Raw genomic sequence first — 22213 nt, 5'->3', positions numbered from 1 at the left:
CATGCATCTCTCGCTTGCCGATGCGATCGAGAACTTCGTCGCCGATGGGACCAGCCTCGCGCTTGAGGGCTTCACCCACCTGATTCCGTTTGCGGCGGGCCACGAGATCATCCGCCAGCATCGGCGCGACCTGCACCTGATCCGCATGACGCCCGACCTGGTCTACGACCAGATGATCGGCATGGGGTGCGCGCGCAAGCTCACCTTTTCCTGGGGCGGCAATCCCGGCGTGGGTTCGCTGCATCGCCTGCGCGATGCGGTGGAACACCAGTGGCCCAACCCGATCGAACTGGACGAACACAGCCATGCGGGTATGGCGACCGCGTTCTGCGCGGGCGCATCGCGGCTGCCGTTCGGCGTGCTGCGCGGCTATGTCGGCACCGACCTGCCCGAGCGCAACCCGAACATCCGTCAGATCACCTGCCCCTTCACCGGCGAGCCGCTTGCCGCCGTTCCCGCGATCAACCCCGACGTGACGATCCTGCACGCACAGCGCGCGGACCGCGAAGGCAATGTCGCCATCGAAGGCATCATCGGCGCAGCACGCGAAGCTGCACTGGCGGCGCAAACGCTGATCGTCACCGTCGAGGAGATCGTCGACGAACTGCCACCGGCGATGAACGCCATCGTGCTGCCGCACTGGATCGTCAGTGCCGTGGTGCACTGCCCGGGCGGCGCGTATCCGTCCTATGCGCAAGGTCATTACACGCGCGACAACGCGTTCTATCAGCGTTGGGACGCCATTGCGCGCGAGCGCGACAGTTTCCGGTCCTGGATGGAGGCGAACGTGATCGGCGCACGCGACCACCGCACCTTCCTCGCCGGTTTGCAGCAGGCGGTTTCATGAGTGATTGCACCCGCGACGAATGGATGACCATCGCCGCATCGCGTTTATTGGAGAACCGAGCGGTCTGCTTCGTCGGCATCGGCTTGCCGAGCGCGGCCTGCAATCTGGCGCGGCTGACGCACGCGCCCGGGATCGTACTGATCTACGAATCGGGCACCATCGGTACGCGACCGGAGGTGCTGCCCTTGTCGATCGGCGACGGCGAACTGGCCGAGACGGCCGCCTGTGTGATCTCGCTGCCGGAGGTGTTCAGTTACTACCTGCAGGCGGGACGCGTGGACGTGGGTTTTCTCGGCGCCGCGCAAATCGACCGCTTCGGCAACCTCAACAGCACGGTGATCGGCTCGTATGACGCACCGACCACGCGCCTGCCCGGGGCCGGCGGCGCACCTGAAATCGCGCATCACGCGAAACAGGTGTTCGTGATGGCGAAGGCGTCGCCGCGCAGCTTCGTCGAGCAGCTCGACTTTCGCACCAGCGCCGGTTATCTCGATGGCCATGGCGCGCGGGCACGTGCCGGGGCATCCGGCGGCGGACCGCGCGCGGTGATCACGGATGTCGGCATGCTCGCGCCGCATCCCGAGACTCAGGAGCTGCAGCTGGTGGCGTTGTACGCCGATGCCAGCGTCGATGAGGCGCGCGCGGCAATCGGCTGGCCGCTAAGGGTCGCCGACCATCTCGACACCATTGCCGCGCCCACCGCACACGAACTCAACACCTTGCGCGCACTCGAAGCGCGTACCCGCGAGGCGCATGCGCGCCCTGTCCATATTCCGCTGCCCGCTGAAGGATTGCCGTGACCATGACCGTGCCCAATCCGGCCCATATCAAGACCGCCCTGCCCGGCCCGAAGGCCACCGCGATGATCGCCCGCGATGCCGAGGTGATCTCGCCCTCGTATCCACGCGACTATCCGTTCGCCATGTCGCACGGCCGCGGCACCGAAGTGTGGGACGTCGACGGCAACCGTTTCCTCGATTTCGCCGCGGGTATCGCGGTATGCGCCACCGGTCATGCCCATCCGCGGGTGGTGGGTGCGGTGAAGGCCGCTGCGGACCAGTTCCTGCATATTTCCAGCGACTACTGGCATGCGCAGATGCTCGGCCTGGGCGAACGCCTCGCGCGAGTGGCGCCGATGCAGACGCTGGCTGGCGAAGCGGCGATGAGCTTTCTGTGCCAGTCCGGCACCGAAGCCGTGGAAGGCGCGCTGAAACTCGCGCGTTACGTGACACGGCGGCCGCGCTATATCGGCTTTCTCGGCGGCTTCCACGGCCGCACCATGGGCTCGCTCTCGTTCACCTCGAGCAAGTACACCCAGCAGCTGGGCTTCGCGCCGACCATGCCAGGCGTGACGCATGTGCCGTACCCGAACCCGTATCGCCCGCTGTTCGCCGGGGCCGACCAGGGCAAGGCCGTGCTCGATTACATCCGCATGCTGTTCGAGCGCAGCGTGCCCGCCTCCGAGGTCGCGGCATTCCTGGTCGAACCCATCCAGGGCGAAGGCGGTTATATCGTGCCGCCCGAAGGCTTTCTCGCGGGCTTGCGCGCACTCTGCGACGAGCACGGCATCCTGCTGATCTTCGACGAGGTGCAGTCGGGCGTGGGCCGCACCGGCAGGATGTTCGCCTGCGAGCACACCGGCGTGGTGCCGGACATCATGACGCTGGCCAAGGGCCTGGGCTCGGGCTTGCCGATCGGCGCGGTGGTCGCGAAGAAATCGTTGATGTCGCAGTGGAAGCGCGGCGCACACGGCAACACCTATGGCGGCAATCCTCTCGCTTGTGCGGCGGCGAATGCCACGCTCGATCTCGTTTCGGAAGGTCTTGCCGACAATGCCGCAGCGACTGGCGCGCATTTCATGGCGCGCCTGCATGAGCTGGCACGCGACTATCCCTGCATCGGCGAGTTGCGTGGCAAGGGCTTGATGATCGGCATGGAACTGATCGAAGCCGGCGCCGAGCGCACGCCGGCCCGCACCTTGTGCGACGCCGTGGTCACCCGCGCGTTCCACAACGGCCTGCTGCTGCTTTCCTGCGGTACCAGTACGGTGCGCTTCATGCCGCCGCTCAGCGTCAGCACCGGCGAGATCGACGAGGCCATGGTCCTGCTGCGCGCCAGTCTCGATCAGGCACTGGCAGGACGCTGAGGCGATGCGGCGCCGGCTGGTCCTCGCCTTGGCCCTGCTCGCTTGCGCCGGCTCGACGCAGGCGGCGCGCGAGAGTGTGCTCAAGCAGATCGATCTGCCGCACGACTATTACTGGCGCGAGCTCTACCTGCCGCAGCTCACCACCGGTCCCGACTTCGCCAGCTTCACGCCCGCAGGCGATGCGCTGATCTACAGCATGGGCGGCTCGCTGTGGCAGCAGCGTATCGATGGCGATACCGCGACGGAACTGACCCACGCTTCACGCGCCTACGATAATCAGCCGGATGTCGCACGCAATGGCCGTAGCGTGGTGTTCACACGCTATGACGGCAACGCCATCGAGTTGTGGCGGCTCGATCTGACGACAGGGCGCGAGCAAGCGCTTACTTCAGGTGGCGCGGTGAACGTCGAGCCGCGTTTATCCCCCGACGGGCGACAGATCGCGTGGGTATCGACGCAGGGTACAGGCCACTTCAACCTGTTCATTGCCGACATCGATGCAGCAGGCCTGCACCATGCACGCCCTTTGCTCGGCGAGCGCAAGACCACGCTGGACCGCTACTACTATTCAGCGGTTGACCACGCCATCAATCCTTCGTGGTCGCCGGACGGCAAGACGATCTTTTACGTCAGCAATCCGGAGATCGCCTGGGGCACGGGCGACCTGTGGTCGGTGCCGGTCGACGATCCGGCCAAGCGCAGCAAGGTACTTAGCGAAGAAACCAGCTGGAACGCACGGCCCGAACTCAACCCGGACGGCAAGCGCCTGCTCTACACCAGCTATCACGGCCGGCAATGGCAACAGTTCTGGCTGACCACTCCTACGGGCGCTGCGCCGCTGCCACTGACCTTCGGCGACTTCGACCGCCGCAACGCGCGCTGGTCCTCCGATGGCAAACGCATCGTCTACGTCGACAACCAGGCAGGCAACACCGCCCTTCGCGTCCTCACCGCACTGGGTGGCGCCACGGCAACGGTCACGCCCGTCCATCGCCAGTACAAGACGCCACACGCTCGCCTGGTGCTCGACATCGTCGACGAACACGGCGAACGCACGCCGGCACGCGTCGCCGTGCTTGGCCATGACGACCGCGCCTACGCGCCCGACGACGCCTGGATGCATGGCGAAGACGGCTTTGACCGAACCCTGCAATCCTCGGAAACCCATTACTTCCACTGCGCACCGCCATGCGCATTGGACGTACCCGTCGGTGCCGTGAACATCTGGGTGCAACACGGTTTCGCCTATGCCCCCTGGCGCAAGACGGTGAATGTCGCGGCCGGCCCCGGCGTGGCAGTGCGCGCCACGCTCGTTCCGCAACCGTTGCCTGCGGCGTTCGGCCAATGGATCAGCGCCGACCTGCATATCCACATGAACTACGGCGGTCATTACCGCAATACGCCGGCCAACCTGGCACGGCAGGCGCGTGCGGAAGATCTCGATATCGCCTACGACCTGGTGGTCAACAAGGAAGAACGCATTCCCGATATCGCTTCCTTCCGCACCGCCGCCGACCCAGCCAGCCTGCCGCACAGCCTTGTGCTGCACGGCCAGGAATTTCACACCAGCTTCTGGGGCCACCTGGGTCTGCTCAACCTCGGCGATCATTTCATCACGCCGGATTTTTCCGCCTATCGGCATACGGCGATGGCCAGTCCGTATCCCCACAACGGCGTGATCGCGGATCTTGCGCACGCACAGGGCGGCCTGGTCGGCTACGTGCATCCGTTCGACACCCTGCCCGATCCCGCGCACGATGCCGTGCTGAGCAACGAGCTGCCGGCCGATGTGATCAACGGCAAAGTGGATTACATCGAAGTGATCGGCTTCTCCGACCACAAGGCGACGACCCAGGTCTGGTATCGATTGCTCAATCTCGGCTTCCACCTGCCCACCGGCTCGGGCACCGACGCGATGGCGAACTATGCCTCGCTGCGCGGACCGGTTGGCCTCAACCGCGTGTTTCTCGATACCGCCGGCAAACGCGATGCAGCCGCCGCCATGGCCGCATTGAAGGCCGGCCACGGCTTCGCCAGCAACGGGCCGATGCTTGGCCTGTTGCTCGACGAGGCCAAGCCTGGTGACACGATTGCCGCAGGTAAGCATCGCTACCGGGTCGCCCTGCGCTCGCCGGTGGCGGTGCAACACCTGGAACTCGTGCATAACGGCAAGGTGGTGAAGACCTTCGCGCTTGGCGGCGACCGCCATACGTTCGACAGCGAAGGCGACATCGACCTGGACGGCGGCTGGCTGCTGCTGCGCGCCTGGAACGACGGCGGCGATCCGCAGGTGCTGGATATCTACCCCTACGCCACCACCAACCCGGTCTGGCTGGGCGACCATGTGCGTGCGCCCAGTGCGCGCAACGATGCCGCCTGGTTCGCCGACTGGCTGACACGAACCATCGACGCGGCATCCGCACGCGACGACTACAACACCGCCGAGGAGAAGCGCTTGACGCTCGATTACCTCCATCAGGCACGCGAGGCATACCGTGCCCTTGCCAGCGAACCGACTTCCATTGAATCGACACGAGGCACGCGATGAAGCGAATTCTGTGGCCGTCCCTGCTGCTAGTAGCGCTGTACTGCATTTCCGGCGCAGCCCAGGCAGACGACACTCGTTTCAACGCCGCCGACATTAACCGCGTGGCCGATATCGGCGAACCGGTGTTGTCACCCGACGGCAACGCCATCGTCTACACCGTGAGCACGGCGAACCTGGAGCGCGACGAGCCGCAGTCGGACCTGTGGCGAGTGCGTTACGACGGCAGCGGCCGCGTGCAGCTCACGCATACGCCCGACAGCAGCGAGAGTCACCCGCAGTGGTCCGGCGACGGCAAGTTCATCGCCTTCCTTGCCGACCGCAAGCTCGATGGCGAAGCGAGCGACGACGACACCAAGACCCAGGTCTGGGTGATGCCCGCCGATGGTGGCGAAGCACGTCGCGTCACCAATCTGCCAAGCGGCGTCGAAGATTTCGTGCTCTCGCCCGATGGCAAGCAGCTCGCGGCGATCGCGTTCGATCCCGAGTATCCGGTGGGCACCAAGAAACCGAAGCATCCGCTGCCTATCGTCACCGACCGTTTCCAGTTCAAGGACGACGACACCGGCTGGCTGGGCAACCGGCACAAGCATCTGTACCTCGTGGACATCGCCAGTGGCGCCGCTACCCAGATCACCTCGGGCAAGCACGACGAACAGCTGCCGGCCTGGTCGCCCGACGGCAAGCTGATTGCCTATGTCACCAAGCGCGGCGCCGATCCCGACCGTCACCTCAACTACGACATCTACGTGATTGCCCCGCGTGCCGGCGCCAAGGAACGGCAGCTCACCACGTTCCCCGGTTCCGACCTCGATCCGTATTGGGGAACGCGCCCGGCATGGAGTCCCGACAGCTCGCGTATCGCCTATCTGCAAAGCGGCGAGGACAAGTGGATCTACTACGCGCCGTGGCAGCTGGCGATCATCGATGTCGCCAGCGGCAAGGCGACGCTGCCGGCGCCGATCGACCGTTGCTTCACCAAGCCGCGCTGGTCGCCCGATGGACGCAGCATCTACGTCTTGATCGAGCAGGCCGAGGTCACTCACCTGTCGCGCGTCGAGTTGCCCAGCGGCAAGATCACCGAACTGACCCACGGTGACCGCTTCGACAGCGACCTGGATGTGTCACCCAACGGTCACCTGATCGTGCTCGGCGGCGATAACACGCATCCTCCCCGCCTCTCCGCCGTCGAACCGGAGAAGTTGCGCCTGCTGGACGATCAGAACGCGTGGCTGGCTGGCAAGAAGCTGGCAACCACCGAAACGCTGCATCTGCAAAGTGCCGACGGCACCGCGCTGGATGCGCTGCTGACCAAGCCGGTGGGCTATGTGTCGGGCCGCCGCTATCCGACCATCGTGCGTGTGCATGGCGGTCCGGTGTACCAGTTCAGCCATGAGTTCATGCCCGACTGGCAGGTCTATGCGGCGCAGGGTTATGCGGTGCTTGCCGTGAATCCGCGCGGCAGCTCGGGACGCGGTTTCGCGTTTTCCAAGGCCATCTATGCCGACTGGGGCAACAAGGACACGCAGGATGTCCTTGCCGGCGTCGATCACGTGGTGACACTGGGTGTTGCCGACCCCGCTCGCTTGGGCATTGGCGGCTGGAGTTATGGCGCCATCCTCACCGACGAAATCATCGCCCGCGATACCCGCTTCAAGGCCGCCATCGCCGGCGCAGGCTCCGGCAACATGTATGGCATGTATGGCGACGACGAGTACGCACGCGAGTACGAACTCGAACTCGGCACGCCCTGGGCCAACCGCGATGCCTACGACCGCGCCAGCTACCCGTTCCTGCATGCCGACCGGATCAAGACGCCGACGATGTTCCAGTGCGGCGAACGCGACTTCAATGTGCCCTGCATTGGCGCCGAGCAGATGTACCAGGCGCTGCGCTCACTCGGCGTTCCCACCGAACTGGTGATGTATCCCGGCCAGCATCACGGCCTGACCGTGCCGAGCTATCTGCGCGACCGGATGGAACGCAACCTGGCCTGGTACGACCGCTATCTGAAAATCGGCGGTGCAACTCCGTGAGCACGCTCGGCTCAATGCGGTGGTTCGTAACGCCCGAAGCGCTTGAGCAGCGCGATCAGCTCTGCATGCGAAATGGCCTTGGCGTAGTGCCCGCCATCGCCCTGCATGTCGCGCGCGGCGATCATCGCATTGACGATGCTTTCCTCGGCCGCTTGCGCCGTGGCCTCGAACAAGGGGTCCACATGGTCGTTGCCGATGAAGCTCGCCTGCTGCAGCGGCGTATCGTGCAGCGCCTGCGCATTGGCCGTGGAGAACGCCACGAAGATGTCGCCCGACCCATTGCCGGCATAGCTGCCCATCCGTGCCAGCCCCATGCCGGCCCGCTTGGCGATGCGCTTGAGCTGCTGCGGCAGCAGCGGGGCATCGGTGGCCACCACGATGATGATCGAGCCGGTGTCGGCCGCAGCGGGGTTGGATGCGCTGCGCACACGGTCGTCGCGAAGATACTTGCCCACCGGCACGCCCGCGACGCGCAGGCTGTCGCGCAGGCCGTAATTGGCCTGCACCAGCACGCCGATGGTGTAGTCGCGCTCGCCGATATGCACGCGCCGCGAAGCGGTGCCGATGCCGCACTTGAATTCGTGGCAGATCATGCCGGTACCGCCACCGACATTGCCCTCGGCCACCGGCCCGCTCTTCGCATCGCGCAGCGCCTGCGCCGCGTGCTCGGGACGGACGTGGAAACCGTTGATGTCGTTGAGGTCGCCATCCCAGGTTTCGGCCACCACCGGCAACGACCACCAGTAGCCCGAGGCATCCGCGCCACCCCCGCGCACGCGCTCGGCGATCACCGCATCGCGCACCACGCCCACGCTGTGCGTATTGGTCAGCATCACCGGGCCTTCCAGTTCGCCGGACTCTTCCAACCACGCGGTGCCGGTCATCTCGCCGTTGCCGTTGAGCGCGAACGAGGCGCCGAAGGTGGGAATGTCGAAGCTGTCGTGCCCACGCGGAAGAATCGCGGTGACGCCCGTGCGTACCTTGTGTCCGTTCGGAAGGTCTTCGATCAGGGTCACCTGGCCCACGGTCACGCCGGCCACGTCGGTGATCGCATTGAGCGGACCGGGCGTGCCATCGAAAGGAATACCAAGATTCCTGGCGCGGGGTTCGGCCGCCGAGGCGACGCCGCACAGGACACACAGAGCAAACGCGAGACGACAGCGGGGCATGGAGACTCCAGAGTTCGACCGTTTGTTGGATCAGTCTATCCCGGGAAACCCATTTCGCATGCACGCTGACACGAAGATCACCGAGCTCACGCTCGCTCGCGCACTCGACCCGAAGTATTACTTCGGCGAACCCATGCTCGCGATGGAACAACGTGCGGTATTCGCACGCAGCTGGCAGCTGGTGGCGCACCAGGAACAGCTCGCTGCGGCGGGCGACCACGTAGTCGAACATATCGGCGGCGTTCCGGTCCTGCTGGTGCGCGGCCAGGACCATGTGTTGCGCGCCTTCCCCAACGTCTGCCGCCACCGCGCCGGTCCGCTGGCCCTGTGCAACGGCAAAGGTGCGAAGGCCCTGCACTGCAAGTACCACGGCTGGACGTACACGCTGGAAGGCCAGCTGCGCAGCGCGCCGGAAATGCAAAGCGCCTGCGACTTCAAAGTGGAGGACATCCGCCTTCCCCCGCTGCGCGTGCATGAGTGGCAGGGGCTGGTGTTCGTGGCACTGGACGAACGCGTGCCCGCGTTCGACGAGGTCTACGGCGGCATTGCCGAGCGCATCGCGCCCATCGATCTGTCCGACATGCGCTATCTGCACCGCGACAGCTACGATATCGACTGCAACTGGAAGGTCTACATCGACAACTTCCTGGAGGGCTACCACCTGCCCCATGTGCATCCGGGCTTGTCCAGAGTGCTGGACTATCGCGCCTACGACACCGAGTTGTTCCCGTGGCACTCGCTGCAATCGTCGCCCCTGCGCAATAGCGCCGAGATCTACGGCGACGGCCAGGCGTTCTACTACTTCATCTATCCCAACGTGATGTTGAACATCATGCCGGGCCGTCTGCAGACCAACCGCATCCTGCCACTGGGGCCGGGTCGCTGCCGCGTGGAATTCGACTATTACTACGCGCAGGAGGAAGCGGCACAGAAGCGCATCGATGCCGACCAGTCCTTCAGCGACGAAGTGCAGCAGGAAGACATCGATATCTGCGAGGCCGTGCAGAAGGGCCTCGCGTCCGGTTACTACGAGCCCGGCCGGCTGTGCCCCAAGCGCGAAGGCGGCGTCTGGCATTTCCACAACCTGTTGCGCACGGCGTATGCCCAAGGCGCTGGAGAACCTGCATGACGATGAAGTTGTCCGGCCTGTTGTGTGCCATCGCGATGGCCTGTGCCCTGCCCGCTGCCCATGCCGAGGGCGCACAACGTACTGTCGTGCATGCAGGCCATCTGCTCGACGTGGACAGCGGCAAGCTGCTGAGCGACCAGGCGGTCACCATCGTCGAAGGCCGTGTCGTATCCGTGCAACCGTGGTCGGCAAGCAGCGGCAACGGCGCCAAGGTCTTGAACTGGACCGCCTATACCGTGGTGCCCGGCCTGATGGACATGCACACCCATCTGGCCGACGAGATGGAAACCGCCGACTACGGTGCCGCGCTGAAGAGCAACCCGGCGCGCGATGCCTTCATCGGCGCCAAGAATGCGCACGATACGCTGCGTGCCGGCTTCACCACCGTGCGCGACGTCGGCGTGTTCCGTGGCTTTGCCGATATCGCGCTGCGCGATGCCATCAATGCCGGCTATGTGCCGGGCCCGCGCATGTTCGTTGCCGGTGCCTACATCACCATCCCCGGCGGCGGTGGCGAGATCACCGGGTTGCCACCGGGCACTGTGGTGCCGCCGGAATTCCGCGTCGGCGTCTCAAAGGGCGTGGAAGACGTGCGCAAGCATGTCGACTTCCTGCTCGACCACGGCGTCGACCACATCAAGGTGATCGCCACCGGCGCCGTGCTGGCCGACAACACCGAGCCCGGCGTGTCGGAGTACACCGAAGAGGAGATCCACGTCGCCGTGGTGGAGGCCGCCAAGCGCGGCAAGTTCGTCGCCGCCCACGCACATGGCGCCGAAGGCATCAAGCGGGCGACCCGCGCCGGCGTGCGTTCCATCGAACACGGCTCGCTGATCGACGACGAAGGCATCGCGCTGATGGTGCAGCACGGCACCTGGCTGGTGGCCGATATCTACAACGGTGACTACATCGACAGTGTGGGCCGCCGCGAAGGCTGGTCGGAGCAGACCCTGCGCAAGAACATCGAAACCACCGACGCCCAGCGCGAGGGTTTCCGCAAAGCAGTAAAAGCGGGTGTGCATATCGCATTTGGCACGGACGCGGGCGTTTATCCGCACGGTGACAACGCCCGCCAATTCGCGTACATGGTGAAGTATGGAATGACACCACTGCAGGCGATCCGCTCGGCCACCATCGATGCGGCGCGGCTGATGGGCAAGGAGAAGGAACTCGGCTCGATTGCACCTGGCAAGGCCGCCGACCTGGTCGCTGTGGCGTGCGACCCGCTGCAGAACGTCGAATGCCTGCGCAAGGTGCAAGGCGTGATCAAGGCCGGTGAGACGGTTTCCATCGACTAACCCAACGAGTGCAGACGACGTGAGCGAAAGCAAGAAGATCGGCTTCTGGACCTGCACCGCCCTGGTGGTCGGCAACGTGATCGGCATGGGCATCTTCATCCTGCCCTCGTCGCTCGCGCCCTACGGTTTCAATGCGTTGATCGGCTGGCTGGTGACCCTGGTCGGCTGCCTGATCCTGGCCCGCGTGTTCGCCCATCTGTCCAAGGCACTGCCGGCCGCCGACGGTCCGTACGAGTACATTCGCTGCACCCTCGGTGATCTTCCCGCGTACATGGCGCTGTGGGCGTACTGGGTCTCGTTGTGGCTGACCAATGCGGCGCTCGCCACGGGCGTGGTCGGTTACATCACGGTGGTGATGCCGCAACTGGCGGTGATCCAGCCGGTGCTGTTCGCGCTCTGCCTGTTGTGGCTGTTCGTGATCGTCAACCTGTTCGGCGTGCGCTCGGGAGGCGCCGTGCAAATCGTGACATCGGTGCTGAAGCTGTTGCCCATGGTCGCCATCGCGCTGCTCGGTGGATGGGTCTTGCTCACCTCGCCTGCAAGCTATGTGGCCCACCCGCCGACCACACCGATCACCTTCAGCGGCATCCTGGCGGCCTCGACCATCGCCTTGTACGCGATGCTTGGCATCGAGTCGGCCAGCGTGCCGGCCGGACGCGTGAACAACCCGGGGCGCACGATTCCGCGCGCCACCATGGCCGGCGCCATCCTTGTCGCGGCCGTCTACATCGTGGTCTCGGCGGTACCGCTGCTGTTGATCGAACAGAAGGAGCTGGCCAATGCCGATGCGCCGTTCGCCTTGCTGATGGATCGCTTCGCGGCGGCCGGCTCCGGTCGATGGCTCGCCTTGTTCGTGGTGGTGAGCGGCCTCGGCGCGCTCAATGGCTGGACCTTGCTGATGGGCGAACTCACCCGCACCATGGCCAACAACGGCTCGCTGCCGGCCGTGTTCGCGCGGCAGAATCGTCGTGGCGCACCCGCCATCGCGCTGATCGTCACCGGTCTGCTCGCTTCGGTGATGACCTGGATGAGCTACAGCCAGTCGCTGGTAGCGGCATTCACCTTCCTCACCCGCGTGGTCACGGCGGCCAACCTTCCGCTTTATCTCAGCTGCTCGCTATCGCTGGCTGTGTTGTGGCGTCGCAACGCCACCTTCGGCATGGGTCGCAAGGTGTTGCTGGTCGCCATGGGTGGTGCCGTGTACGCGGTGTTCGCCTTTGTGGGCAGCGGTCGTGAGCCGTTCCTGCTTGCCATGGGCTTGATCGCCGCAGGCCTGCCCCTCTACGCCATCATGCGGCTGCGTCGCAAATCGGCGCATGCCGCCACCGCACCGGCCAAGGTTTGAGTTCGATGAGAGATCCACGCTACGACATCTTGTTTACGCCGGTGAAGATCGGCCCAGTCACGGCCAAGAATCGCTTCTTCCAGGTACCGCATTGCAACGGCATGGGTCACGCGATGCCGCTTGCGCACGCTGCGATGCGCGAGATCAAGGCCGAAGGTGGCTGGGCGGTGGTTTCGACCGAAGAATGCGAGATCCATCCCAGCAGCGATCTCACGCCTTACGTCGAAGCGCGCCTGTGGGACGACCGCGACATTCCCGCGCTCGCGCTGATGTGCGACAAGGTGCACGCGCACGGTGCGCTCGCCGCGCTAGAGCTATCGCACAACGGCCCAACGGCTTCCAATCTGTATTCGCGCGAAGTGCTGCTCGGCCCTTCGCATCAGGTATCGAAATACGGTTATCCATCGCAAGCCCGTGCAATGACCCTACACGACATCCGCGAATACCGCCGCTGGCATCGCGAGGCCGCCTTGCGCGGCAAGCGTGCGGGCATGGACATCATCTATGTCTACGCCGCGCACGATTTGTCGCTGCCGATGCACTTCCTGCAGCGCCGCCGCAACCAGCGCAGCGACGAATACGGCGGCTCACTGGAGAACCGCGTGCGCCTGCTGCGCGAAGTGCTGCAGGACACGCGCGATGCCGTGGGCGATACCTGCGCTGTCGCGCTGCGGTTTGCCACCGAGGAATTGTTGGGGCCTGGCGGTGTCGAGTTGGCCGAAGCACAGGACATCGTCGGCATGCTGGCCGAGCTGCCTGATCTGTGGGACGTCAATCTCGCCGCCTGGTACAACGACTCGGTGCCGTCGCGCTTCGCCACCGAAGGCGCGCAGGAGCCGTTCATCGACTTCGTCAAGAAAACCACCACCAAGCCGGTGGTCGGCGTGGGCCGGTTCACCTCGCCCGATACGATGGTGTCGCAGATCCGGCGCGGCGTGATCGACCTGATTGGCGCGGCCCGTCCGTCCATCGCCGATCCTTATCTGCCCCGGAAGATCGAGGAAGGCCGAGTCGACGATATCCGCGAATGCATCGGCTGCAATATCTGCGTTTCCGGCGACATGACCATCTCGCCGATCCGCTGCACGCAGAATCCGAGCATGGGCGAGGAGTGGCGCAAGGGCTGGCATCCCGAGCGCATTCGTCCCGCCCCCCAACCCACCCGCGTGCTGGTGGTCGGCGGTGGACCGGCGGGTTTGGAGGCAGCGCGTGCGCTTGGCCAGCGCGGCCACGACGTGAGCCTGGCCGAATCGCGCAAGGAACTGGGCGGCCGCGTCACCCGCGAAGCCCGCCTGCCCGGCCTGGCCGAATGGGCGCGTGTGCGCGACTGGCGCGTGGGGCAGATCGGCAAACTCAACAACGTGAGCGTCTATCTCGATTCGCCGCTCACCGCGCAGGACGTGATCGATTTCGGCGCCGAGCATGTGGTGTTGGCCACCGGTTGCCACTGGAGGCGCGATGGTTTCGGACGCAGCAATGGCTTGGGCATTCCCGGTCTGGCGGACCATGCGCGCGTATTCACGCTCGATGACCTGATGGATGGTCGCCTGCCGGAAGGCCGCGTCACGGTATTCGACGACGATGGCTTCTACTACGCCAGCGTGGCGGCCGAGCTGCTGCGCGCACGCGGTTGCGAGGTCGCCTACGTGACGCCGGAAGACAGCATCGCCCCATGGAGCGTCAACACGCTCGACTACCGCCATATCCGCAAGCGCATGGCCAAGCTTGGCATCGAGGCCATCGTGTCGCACAACATCGCCGGCTTCGACGGTTCGACGCTGACACTGGAGCACGAGTGGGACGAGCAGCGGACCGAACGTCCTTGCGATGCCATTGTCACCATCACCTCGCGCCTGCCCGACGACGCGCTATACCAGCAGCTGTTGCTACGTCTGGGTGACTGGGGCGGTGCCGGCATCCGCTCCGTGCGCTGCATTGGCGATGCCGAGGCGCCCGGCCTGATCGCGCATGCGATCTACGCCGGGCACCGCTATGCACGCGAGTTGCAGGAACCGGTGACCGGCGAAGTGGCGTTCAAGCGGCACTTCCACACCGCCGATCCGGATGACCTGCGACGAGAGACGCCCGCGTGAGGTCACGTACCTTGCGTGAGCGACAAGCCGAGCGCAGGGGCGATGACATCGGTGTACTTCAAGCCTGCACCGGTGTTGAAGATGACCACGCGATCGGACTTCTTCAGGTCGCCCGAGGCGATCAGCTGCGCATAGGCGGCGGTGGCCGCGGCTCCTTCGGGCGATAGCAAGATCCCTTCGTTCGCGGCCCAATCGCGCAGCGATGCAAAGGTGTCCTCATCCGATACCGCGACAGCCTTGCCGCCGGATGCCCGGAGTATGTCCAGGATGATGTAGTCGCCGTACGCCTTGGGCACGCGCAGGCCGGAAGCCGCGGTCTTGGGGTCCTTCCACATCTGGCTGACGGCGGCGCCTTCATCGAAAGCCCGCACCACCGGCGCGCATCCCGACGATTGAATGGCGAACATGCGCGGCCGCTTGCCCGGCTTGACCCAACCCAGCTGTTCGAGTTCGTCGAACGCTTTCCACATGCCGATCAAACCGACGCCGCCACCGGTGGGATAGAACACGGCATCGGGGTATTCCCAACCCAGTTGTTCGACCAGTTCATAGCCCATGGTCTTCTTGCCTTCCACGCGGAACGGTTCCTTCAGCGTGGAAATATCGAACCAGCCTTCCTCCGCTTTGCGCTCGCCGACGATGCGTGCGCAATCGGAAATCACGCCGTCCACCAACGTCACCTTGGCGCCGTACGCCGTCGCTTCCACCATATTGGCGAGCGGCACGTCGCGCGGCATGAAGATATGCGCTTCGATATCCGACGCCGCCGCATACGCCGCCAGCGCACCGGCCGCGTTGCCAGCCGAGGGAATGGCCAGCTTGCGCAAGCCGTAATGCCGCGCCATGGTCACCGCCAACGCCAGCCCACGCGCCTTGAACGATCCTGTGGGGTTGGCGCCCTCCTCCTTGAGGAACAGTTCGCCGTGACGCTTGCTGCGCAGCATCGGCGTCCAGCCTTCGCCCAACGTCACCGGAGTGACCTCGGGCAGCACGGCGCGGTAACGCCACATGCCGCGCCAGGGCGTCGACGCATCGCCGCCATTCACCACATCGGCCGGCGAGCTGCCTTGCAGAGGCGTGAGGTCGTACCTCACGTAGAGCGCGCCCGCAGGCTGCTCGGGACATTGCGTGCACAGGGTCTGCGGCACGTCGGCGGGCAGACGCGCATGGCAGCGGGAACACTCGAGATAGGCAATGGCAGGCATACGACCTCGCTAAGGATGGAAAGCGAAACGACGAACGGAATCGTTCATGGGTGCTCGTCCACGGACGGCGCGTTTAGCTGCCGCTCCCACGACGCTACCGCAGCGGCAGCCACCGAGTTGCCGACGATGTTGGTGGCCGAGCGGCCCATGTCCAGGATGTGATCGACTGCCAGCACCAGCGCCAGGCCGGCGTCCGGCAGATGAAAGTAGTGCAGCGTGACGGCCACCACCGCGATGGCGGCGCGCGGCACGCCGGCCAGCCCCTTGGTGGTGAGCATGAGCAGGCCGAACAGCGTGATCTGCTGCCCGATGCTGAGTTCCACGCCGTAGGCCTGCGCGATGAACAGGATGGCGAACGTGCAATACATCATCGCGCCATCGAGATTGAACGAGTAACCCAGCGGCAACACGAAGCTGGCGATGCGCCGCGGTATGCCGAACGCCACCAGTTGTTCGAGCAGGCGCGGATACGCCGCTTCCGACGAGGAGGTGGCAAACGCCAGCAGCACCGTCTGCCGGATGCCGGCCAACAGACGCAAGCTGCGCGATCCGATGATCAGGCTCAGCGCGGCCAGCAGCAGCACCCACAGGATGGCCAGCGAAAGATAGAAGCCGGCGACGAAACGGGCGTACGTTCCGATGATGCCGATGCCATGCAGGCAGATCGAACTGGCCAGCGCAGCGAAGATCGCCAACGGCGCGACCTTCATCACATAGTCCGTCATCTTGAACATGATCGCGGCCAGCGACTCGATCAGCTCGACAAAGCGTTGCGCCTTCTCCTTCAACGCAGCCGCCGCTACGCCGATGAACAACGAGAACACCACGATCTGCAGGATCTCGTTGTTCGCCATGGCCTCGACGATGGAGCGGGGAATCAGGTGGGTCATGAAATCCGCCAGCGAAAAGCCCGGACTCGCGCCCGCAATTCCCGTCGTCGCTGGCAGTTGTGCAAACGCCGGCGTGCCATGCAGCGCCGCTCCGGGTTGTAGCCAGTGGGCCATCAGCAAGCCCACCGTGAGCGACACACAGGAGGCCACGAAGAACCAAAGCAGTGTGCGAATGCCGATGCGCCCGATCTCCGCCGCGCCACCCATGCGCGCCACCGCCGACACCAGCGAGGCGAACACCAGGGGCGCAACGATCATCTTGATGAGGCGCAGGAACGCCTCCGTGATGAGAGAGAGATCGGCGGCCACCGCAACGGAGCGCTCCGCACTGAGCGTGCGGTTGCAGATCCAACCCACGGCGACGCCAAGCACCGTCGCCGCCACCAAGGCCAGCGTGAAGCCGTGTCTCCCGGTACCTGCCGGGAGCCGCGGCTTATCGCCCTGCTGCATCTTCACGCAGACGCATGCCGTTCGCGCGACGCAGCCAACGAAAGCAGGCTCAACACGATGGCCAGCACCGCGTAGGCCCCGGCGAACTGCCACACCAGCTGTCGCGAGAGATCATCCAGCGACCAGGGCAGATAGACGCCACCGCTGATCTGCACCGAATGAATGATGCCGAACAGGCTCAGGGCCCCGCCGATCAGCAGAATGCCCGCCGCTCGTAGCGTGCGGCCATCGATCAGCGACACCAGGAAACTCGCCCAGATCATCGACGTGATGATGAAACCGTTGCCCAGCACCGTGATCACCGCCAGCTCGGAAATGCCGTGGCTGTGCTCGGCGAACAGCGCGCCGTAGCGATCGCTCGGCACGTAAGTGGGATCGCTCAGCTTGATCGTCACCATGCGCGCGATCGCCGGGAAGAAACTGAACACCACCGCCGCCGCGTAACGCACCGGCGTCGCTTCGAAGGCCTGCACGGTGATGCCGATCGCTACGAACACCAGGATCGGCGCCAGCACCGACAGCGGCAGCAGCTCGACCAGGTTGGAGAGATAACCGAACACGCCGCCCAGACCGATCACCAGGCCCGTCAGCAACGTGTAGCCGCTGCGCGCGCCCATCGCCTTGTACGACGGCTGGCCGATGTAAGGCGTGGTCTGCGCCACGCCGCCGCAAAAACCTGCCACCAGGGTTGCCAGGGCTTCCACCAGGAGAATATCGCGCGTGCGGTAATCGTCGCCGGCCACGCGTGCGCTTTCCGTGACATTGATGCCGCCCACCACCATCAACAAGCCGAACGGCAGAATTAACGGCAGGTAAGGCGTCGCCGCCGCCAGACCGTTGACCCATTGCAAGGTCGGCAGCGGCAAGGCAAAACGCCACTGCCATGCCACCGGCGGGTGATAGCCCGTACCCAGCCAGCCCAGCGGACCGAGCACGTAATACAGCAGCGCCGCGACCACAAACGCCACCAACACACCGGGCAAGCCCCACGGCATGCGTGCGCGCGCCACCAGCGCATACAGCACCACGCCCAGGCCGGCCAGGCCCACCATCGGCACCTTGAGAATCTCCACCAACGGAAGAAAGCCCATCAACACCAGCGCAATGCCCGCAATGGAACCGAGCAGGCCCGCGCGCGGCACATGCCGCTGCACCATGCCGCCAAAGAAGGACAGCACGAACTTCAGCACACCCATGATCACCAGCGACGCCATGCCCAGCTGCCAGGTGGCGATCGCGGCAGCATGTTCATCGAGCCCGCCTTGCTTGAACTGCAGGAACGCCGGACCGAGCACCAGCAAGGCCATGCCGATACTGGTGGGCGCATCCAGGCCCAGCGGCATGGCGGTGACATCGTCGCGGCCCGTCTGCTTCGCCAGGCGGCGCGCCATCGCGGTATAGGCCAGGTTGCCCAGCAACACGCCGAAGGTCGTGCCGGGGAACATCCGCAGGAACACGATATCGGCGGGAAAACCGAAGATGCCGATCAACGCCGTCGCCAGGAAGGCCATGATCGACAGGTTGTCGACCACCAGCCCGAGAAAGCCATTGACGTCGCCCGGCGAGAGCCAACGTTGCGAACGAATGCTGCTCATCTCAGAACGACACCTCGGCAGGCTGCGTCACCCGCAGCACGGACTGGTCGCCCGTGCGCTGTTTCCAAGCGGCACGGATAGCCTCCACCTTAGCGCGATTCTCGGCCGTATCCGGATAATCGATCACCAACATTTTCGATCGCAGGCGCTCCGGCGCCGTCTGCCCCTTGCCCTGCCACTGGCCATAGACGTCGACCACGCTCAGGCCATCGGGAAACCGCGGCGTCACCTCGGCATCGAGAAAGTCGCGCCAGCGCTGCTCGCTGACGCCACTGGCGGCATCGTCGAAGAGGCCGAGCCCGAAGTACAGCTTCGTATCCACCCAGGCCTGCGTTTGCGCGGGATGTGCCGGATCGCCATGCAAGGTGGCGGATGCCGGAGCCACCGAGGCGACGCAACCCGAAAGCAGCGCGACCGCCAGCAGCGCTCCCGCGCAACGCAAATGATTCATGGCTATTTCCTCATACCAATTTGGACATCTATACGGATAGACCGATGGAACGGTTTTCTTCGCGAAGTATTGACAACATAACTTCCGCAATGCAACAAATAACTGCCGGCCGCCGAGCGGGGCCAGCCCACTGCCAGCAGTACCCGGGGATCAGGTTTGTCGACGATGACGGAAAACATGCTTGAGAACCTGCACGCGCCGCATGGCATCGCCATGCGGCGATGTTGTCCGGCCTAGCAACCGTCTGCGCCCGACCTCGGCGCTCGCCTCCACTTATTCATCGCCTTCCGTGCCGGCTTCGCAGCTCGCGCTATGGACCGTTGCACCCTGAGGAATTCGTCATGTCGATCCACTCCACCGCGCCCACGCGCGTTCGCCTGCTCACCGTTCTCGTGGCCAGTACGCTGGCCGCACCGGCGACCTATGCGCAATCGCAGTCCGGCGATACCCAGGCCAAGACCCTGGATCAAGTGGTGGTCACCGGCGTGCGCGCCAGCAATCGCACCTCGCTGGACTCGCCGGTGCCCGTGGATGTGTTGAGCGAGCAGGATCTGCGCAACGCAGGCGCGGTCAACGGCGAACTGGGCGCAGCACTTGCCGTGCTACTGCCTTCGTTCAACTTCCCCCGCCAATCCAACTCGGGCGGATCGGATCATGTGCGAGCGGCCCAACTACGCGGGCTGTCGCCGGATGAAGTGCTCGTGCTGGTGAACGGCAAGCGCTTCCACACCTCGGCGCTGGTCAACACCGATACCAAGATCGGCAACGGCACCACGCCGGTCGACTTCAACGCCATCCCCATCAGCGCGATCAAGCGCGTCGAAGTGCTGCGCGATGGCGCCGGTGCGCAGTATGGCTCCGATGCGATTGCGGGCGTGATCAACATCATCCTCAAGGATGCGCCCAGCGGAGGCGAGGTCTCGGCGGATTACGGCGCCTACCACACGCACTTTCGCCCGACCGATCGCGAGATCACCGATGGCCAGGGCGGCTATGCCGCCGCGGATTTCGGTACCACGCTGTGGGGCAGCGGTTTTTTCCACGCGGGCGTGGAGACCAGCCACCATGCGGGCACCAATCGCGCCGGCTACGACACCGTGCCTGATTTCATCGCCGATCCCACCCCGGCCAATCTCGCCCTGCAAGGGCAGCGCAACTACGCGGCGGGCGATCCGCCCAATGAGAGTTACAACGGCTGGTTCAACGGCGAGCTACCGTTGAACGAGCACGCCAGCCTGTACGCCTTCGGCACCTATACGCAGCGCCACACCATCGGCGACAACTATTTCCGTTATCCCGACAGCGATGCGAACGTGCCTTCGATCTATCCGGATGGCTATCTTCCACAATCCATCGGCCACAACCGCGATGCCCAGACCGCCGGCGGCGTGCGCGGCACGCTGGGCGACTGGAACTACGACGGCAGCCTCAACTGGGGCAGGAACGCGTTCGACTACGACCTGCGCGATTCGTTGAATGCCTCGCTGGGCGCGCAGAGCCCCACGTATTTCCATATCGGCAGCTACGCGTTCAACCAGAGCACGGCCAATCTCGATGCCAACCGCCAGTACGACGTGGCCGGCAGGCCGCTCACCTTGGCGGTCGGTACCGAGTACCGCTATGAAACCTTCCGCACCGGCGCGGGCGATCCGGCGTCCTACGCGGTCGGCCCCATCGACGCGCCTGCCGGGGCGCAGGCCGGCGGCGGTTTGCAGCCGCAGGATGCGGCCGATCTCTCGCGCCGCGTGCAGGCCGCCTATGCCGAAGTCTCCAGCGACATCACCGACACCTTCTTTGCCGATGCCGCGGGCCGCTACGAGCACTACAGCGATTTCGGCGGCAACTGGAGCGGCAAGCTCAGCGCGCGCTGGGAATTTGCGCCCGGCTTCGCGCTGCGCGGCGCAGCCTCCAACAATCTGCGTGCGCCGTCGCTGAGCCAGATCGGCTACGAAGCCACCACTACCGGCTATGGCGCGGACGGCAAGCTGGTCACAGGCCGCATCCTGTCGGTCAACAACCCGCTAGCCCGCGACCTGGGCGCCCAACCGCTGAAGCCGGAGAAGTCGCGCAACTTCAGCCTCGGCATCACCGGCCAACTCGGCAGCGCCTTCGACTTCTCGCTCGACGCGTACCAGATTGCCATCGACCACCGCGTGACCTTGTCCGAGACCATCGACAACGATGGATTGGAGCAATACATCCAGCAGAACTTCGGCGTGGCCGGCGTGCAGAGCGTGCAGTTCTTCACCAACGCCGTGAACACGATCACCCGCGGCGCCGAACTGGTGGGCAACTATCGCACCACCGTCGCCAACGGCAACCTTTTACTCACCCTGGCCTACAGCCACAACAACACCCAGATCCGCAGTGTCGAGGCGACCCCGGCCGCATTGATCGCTGCGGGTGCCGACAACGTGCTGTTCGGCGTGGAAGCGCGCAACACCTTGACCGACGCCGCACCGCGCCAGCGCGGCAGCTTCACTGCCAAGTGGGACAACAAGCAGTGGGGCCTGCTGGGCCGCGTCACCCGCCAGGGCGCCACCACGCGCGTGTTCGATTTCGGCGACGGCTACATTCCCACGCAGACCTACGCACCGCGTTTCCAGCTGGATGTCGAAGTGGAATACCGCGCCACCGATCGCCTCAGCTTCGCCCTCGGCGGCGACAACGTCACCAATCAATACCCCACCCGCTCCAACAGCGACATCAACTACGGCGGCAATTTCCCGTACGACGTGATCTCGCCGATCGGCAGCAACGGTGCCTACTGGTACGGACGGGTGCGCTATACGTTCTGAACACCGCTTGGATTCTCGCCTCCGTATCCACTTCCCCTCACCGTCATTCCGGCGCAGGCCGGAATCCAGTAGCCTTCAGCGGACGGCTAGCGCCCAATGACCGCCCGCGTTGCGCGCGGCGCCAAGACCCCTGGATTCTCGCCTCCGTATCCACTTCCCCTCACCGACATTCCGGCGCAGGCCGGAATCCAGTGGTCTCAGTGGACGGCTAGCGCC

15 protein-coding genes are annotated in these 22213 nt (G+C 65.0%); 10 read left to right on the top strand and 5 right to left on the bottom strand.

Going from position 1 to position 22213, the window contains the following annotated elements; translation table 11 throughout:
- Position 1 precedes the first annotated feature (1 nt).
- From ISP20_RS17775 to ISP20_RS17755, 5 genes are read left to right on the top strand one after another with little or no spacing between them, the layout of a single operon-like run.
- Entirely contained in the window at positions 2–847 is an 846-nt protein-coding gene (locus tag ISP20_RS17775) for a CoA transferase subunit A (protein ID WP_204637470.1), read from the top strand.
- Complete coding sequence (locus tag ISP20_RS17770; protein WP_204637469.1) at positions 844–1647, top strand: CoA-transferase subunit beta; 804 nt, start codon at positions 844–846, stop codon at positions 1645–1647. The genes ISP20_RS17775 and ISP20_RS17770 overlap by 4 nt, the downstream gene beginning before the upstream one ends.
- A 2-nt stretch (positions 1648–1649) precedes the next feature.
- On the top strand, positions 1650–2993 hold the full coding sequence (locus ISP20_RS17765; protein WP_204637468.1) for an acetyl ornithine aminotransferase family protein: 1344 nt from the start codon (positions 1650–1652) through the stop codon (positions 2991–2993).
- Positions 2994–2997: 4 nt separating this feature from the next.
- Positions 2998–5541: a CehA/McbA family metallohydrolase gene (locus ISP20_RS17760; RefSeq protein WP_204637467.1), complete on the top strand. Its 2544-nt coding sequence runs from the start codon at positions 2998–3000 to the stop codon at positions 5539–5541.
- Entirely contained in the window at positions 5538–7574 is a 2037-nt protein-coding gene (locus tag ISP20_RS17755; protein WP_204637466.1) for a S9 family peptidase, read from the top strand. The genes ISP20_RS17760 and ISP20_RS17755 overlap by 4 nt, the downstream gene beginning before the upstream one ends.
- An 11-nt stretch (positions 7575–7585) precedes the next feature.
- Here ISP20_RS17755 and ISP20_RS17750 read toward each other — a convergent pair whose 3' ends face one another.
- Entirely contained in the window at positions 7586–8743 is a 1158-nt protein-coding gene (locus ISP20_RS17750; RefSeq protein ID WP_204637465.1) for a DmpA family aminopeptidase, read from the bottom strand.
- Between the two features lie 58 nt (positions 8744–8801).
- On the opposite strand from ISP20_RS17750, the gene ISP20_RS17745 reads away from it, so the two are divergent.
- From ISP20_RS17745 to ISP20_RS17730, 4 genes are read left to right on the top strand one after another with little or no spacing between them, the layout of a single operon-like run.
- Entirely contained in the window at positions 8802–9872 is a 1071-nt protein-coding gene (locus ISP20_RS17745) for an aromatic ring-hydroxylating oxygenase subunit alpha (protein WP_204637464.1), read from the top strand.
- Positions 9869–11170: a Xaa-Pro dipeptidase gene (locus ISP20_RS17740; RefSeq protein ID WP_204637463.1), complete on the top strand. Its 1302-nt coding sequence runs from the start codon at positions 9869–9871 to the stop codon at positions 11168–11170. The genes ISP20_RS17745 and ISP20_RS17740 overlap by 4 nt, the downstream gene beginning before the upstream one ends.
- Before the next feature lie 19 nt (positions 11171–11189).
- Positions 11190–12515, top strand: coding sequence for an amino acid permease (locus ISP20_RS17735; RefSeq protein ID WP_204637462.1), 1326 nt, complete (start codon positions 11190–11192; stop codon positions 12513–12515).
- Between the two features lie 5 nt (positions 12516–12520).
- Positions 12521–14608, top strand: coding sequence for an oxidoreductase (locus tag ISP20_RS17730; RefSeq protein WP_204637461.1), 2088 nt, complete (start codon positions 12521–12523; stop codon positions 14606–14608).
- A gap of 2 nt (positions 14609–14610) precedes the next feature.
- Here ISP20_RS17730 and ISP20_RS17725 read toward each other — a convergent pair whose 3' ends face one another.
- From ISP20_RS17725 to ISP20_RS17710, 4 genes are read right to left on the bottom strand one after another with little or no spacing between them, the layout of a single operon-like run.
- Positions 14611–15813, bottom strand: a complete 1203-nt coding sequence (locus tag ISP20_RS17725) for a threonine synthase (RefSeq protein WP_204637460.1) — start codon at positions 15811–15813, stop codon at positions 14611–14613.
- 44 nt (positions 15814–15857) lie between these two features.
- A complete protein-coding gene (locus ISP20_RS17720; RefSeq protein ID WP_239536104.1) occupies positions 15858–17153 on the bottom strand; it encodes a dicarboxylate/amino acid:cation symporter in 1296 nt (431 codons plus the stop codon).
- Between the two features lie 2 nt (positions 17154–17155).
- Positions 17156–18748, bottom strand: coding sequence for a SulP family inorganic anion transporter (locus ISP20_RS17715; RefSeq protein WP_204637458.1), 1593 nt, complete (start codon positions 18746–18748; stop codon positions 17156–17158).
- A 1-nt stretch (position 18749) separates the two neighbouring features.
- Entirely contained in the window at positions 18750–19199 is a 450-nt protein-coding gene (locus tag ISP20_RS17710; protein ID WP_204637457.1) for a DUF3574 domain-containing protein, read from the bottom strand.
- A gap of 341 nt (positions 19200–19540) precedes the next feature.
- Here ISP20_RS17710 and ISP20_RS17705 point away from each other — a divergent pair, with 341 nt between their 5' ends.
- A complete protein-coding gene (locus tag ISP20_RS17705; protein ID WP_204637456.1) occupies positions 19541–21997 on the top strand; it encodes a TonB-dependent receptor plug domain-containing protein in 2457 nt (818 codons plus the stop codon).
- The last annotated feature ends 216 nt before the right edge of the window (positions 21998–22213 follow it).

This window comes from Dyella kyungheensis (assembly GCF_016905005.1).
GTDB lineage: Bacteria > Pseudomonadota > Gammaproteobacteria > Xanthomonadales > Rhodanobacteraceae > Dyella > Dyella kyungheensis.
Note: the sequence above shows the minus strand (reverse complement) of the source record. Positions and strands in the feature narration are given on the sequence as shown.